The sequence below is a fragment of the Nocardioides sp. genome, from assembly GCF_031422975.1.
In the GTDB taxonomy this organism is placed as follows: Bacteria; Actinomycetota; Actinomycetes; order Propionibacteriales; family Nocardioidaceae; genus Nocardioides.
Map to the genome: position 1 here is coordinate 1 of NZ_JANPEO010000630.1, position 2,247 is coordinate 2,247.

Annotated in this window: 2 protein-coding genes and 1 pseudogene; 1 reads left to right on the forward strand and 2 read right to left on the reverse strand. The window is 70.1% G+C overall.

Annotated features, from left to right (window positions below):
- A pseudogene (locus RMO85_RS18760) lies at positions 1-714 on the forward strand (MFS transporter); the annotation flags it as partial.
- On the opposite strand, the gene RMO85_RS18765 reads toward RMO85_RS18760, so the two are convergent.
- Positions 690-1,739 carry a MaoC family dehydratase gene (locus RMO85_RS18765; RefSeq protein ID WP_310530238.1) on the reverse strand — a complete coding sequence of 350 codons (1,050 nt, stop codon included), beginning with the start codon at positions 1,737-1,739 and terminating at the stop codon, positions 690-692. The pseudogene RMO85_RS18760 and the gene RMO85_RS18765 sit on opposite strands and share 25 nt — an antisense overlap.
- A 68-nt stretch (positions 1,740-1,807) precedes the next feature.
- On the reverse strand, positions 1,808-1,981 hold the full coding sequence (locus RMO85_RS18770) for a DUF5302 domain-containing protein (protein ID WP_310530239.1): 174 nt from the start codon (positions 1,979-1,981) through the stop codon (positions 1,808-1,810).
- Between the last annotated feature and the right edge of the window lie 266 nt (positions 1,982-2,247).

The following is a 2,247-nucleotide window of genomic DNA, read 5'->3' on the forward strand; positions in this document are numbered from 1 at the left end:
GACTTCCACTGGGCGGCGGTGGTGGCGCTGCTGCCCCTGGTGATCGCCTTCGGGCCGTACCTCCGTCGCGATCACGGCGTGGTCGACCCGGCGGCGCAGGCCGCCGCCGAAGCGGTGCCGTGGCGCCCGCTGCTGCTGGTCGGCGCCGCCCTGGTGCTCTTCTACATGGTCGACACGGCTGCGGCGACGTGGGGACCGACCTATCTCGACGACGCGTTCGACACCCCGTCCGGGCTGGTCGCCCTGGCGACGCTTCCCTACCTCCTCGCGAGCGGCGCCATGCGGCTCGCCGGGGACACCCTGGTCGCTCGCCTCGGGCCGGTGGCGGTGCTGCGCTACGGCGCCCTCGTCGCCTTCGGCGCGCTCGCCGTCATCGTGCTCGCGCCGACGTGGCCGGTCGCCGTGCTCGGCTTCACCGTGCTGGGGCTCGGGGTCGCGGTCATCGCGCCGCTGGGCTACTCGGCGGCCGCCGTGCTCGCAGGTGGCTCTTCCCCGAGCGGTGCCGCGCGGCAGGCTCGGGTCGATGCCGTGATCGCGCGCGTCAAACAGTTCAACTACGTCGGCGCGCTGCTCGGCTCGGTGCTCACGGGCCTGGCAGGCGCCGGGTCGCTGCGGGTCGGCTTCGCGGTGCCGATGGTGCTCGTCCTGTTGCTGTTCCCCCTGGCCAAGGCGTTCGCGCCGGCTCCCTCTCAGGTAGGGATCAGCACCCAGTAGTCGAGGTCGAGCAGCACGCCGTCGGCGTACTTCCCGTCGTCGCCGCGCAGCGTCATCGACTCGTCGCGGCCCTTGGTGGCCACCAGGCGCAGCCGCAGGGCGCCGACACCCGGCGCGTCGGTCCCGGCCTTGTCGAGCACCTCGGACCAGGAGTAGACCGTGTCGCCGGCGAACGCCGGAGAGGTGTGCGCGCCGGCGTTGATCGCGGCAATGAGCTGGGCGTTGGCCAAGCCGTTGAAGGACAGCGCGCGTGCCAGCGAGATCACGTGGCCGCCGTAGATGAGGCGGGTGCCGTCGGGGCGAGCCTCGGTGTTGAAGTGCACCTTCGCGGTGTTCTGCCACAGCCGCGTCGCCAGCATGTGCTCGGGATCGGTGAGCGTCACCCCGTCGACGTGGTCGACCTTCTCGCCGACCTCGTAGTCGCCGAGGCGGTGCGGCTCGCCGGCAGCCGCGAAGTCGTACGCCGTGAAGTCGAGACCGGCGGGGATCTTCAGGTCTTGCGGGGTCAACGTGTCCTTGAGCTCGGGCACCACCGCCTCCGGAGTCGGCGCCTCGACATCGCGCTTGTGCACCATCACCCAGCGGCACCAGTCGATGGCGACCTCGCCACGCTGGTTGACGGCGCTGGAGCGGACCCAGACCACGCCCGTCTTGGCGTTGGAGTTCTGCTTGAGGCCGATGACCTCGCTGCTGGTGCGGAGCGTGTCGCCGGGGACGACGGGCTGGTGGAAGCGGCACTCGGCATAGCCGAGGTTGGCCACCGCGTTGAGGGAGACGTCCGGGACGGTCTTGCCGAAGGCGACGTGGAAGCCGATCAGCTCCTCGACCGGGTGCCGCTCGAGACCGACGCTCTTCGCGAACTCGGCGCTGCTGGGGAGCGCGAACCGCGACGGGTAGAGCGCCTGGTAGAGCGCCCGGTCACCCTCGGTGATCGTGCGCGGCGTCGCGTGCTCGATCACTTGGCCGACGGTGAAGTCCTCGAAGAAGTTGCCCGCGTTCGTCTTGCCCGTGCTCGTCCCACTCATGGGCCACATCGTGCCGCACCCGCGCCCTGATGGACGCGGGTGCTCACGTGGCCCTTCTCACGGCTGGCTCAGACGCCGCCGCCACCAGCCTTGCGGCGGTGCACCTTCGGCGCCGCGCCACCTTCGACTTCGGACCCGTGCGCCTTCTCCGGGGTCGGGCCGTCCTGGTGGACGCCCTTCTCCTTGTTGTTCTTCTTGTCCAGGGCCTCACGCATCTTGGCCTTGAGGTCTTCGTTCGACATGAGCGGATCCTCCTCCGTGGTCTGGGCACCACCCTGCCAGCAGGGTCACCCATCGGTCGAGGGGGTTGTCGCCGTACGCCGCAGCCGGGCCCGCTTCCCGCCGCTGGTTGAGCAGCGAGCGCCGCCGACGTGTGGAAACCAAGGCCCTGACCCGGCTCTCACCGAGTCCCGAAAACTTTCTGAAAATACTTTCCCCAGACCCCCGAGAACGGCCGAATCCGGGGCCTGAATGTCGGTGGTCCCTGCTTGGCTTGACTCATGGAATC

What these genes read in the sequence shown, in the direction of transcription:
- RMO85_RS18765 (WP_310530238.1), bottom strand. Translation starts at nt 1,739, where the DNA reads ATGAGTGGGACGAGCACGGGCAAGACGAACGCGGGCAACTTCTTCGAG.
- RMO85_RS18770 (WP_310530239.1), bottom strand. Translation starts at nt 1,981, where the DNA reads ATGTCGAACGAAGACCTCAAGGCCAAGATGCGTGAGGCCCTGGACAAG.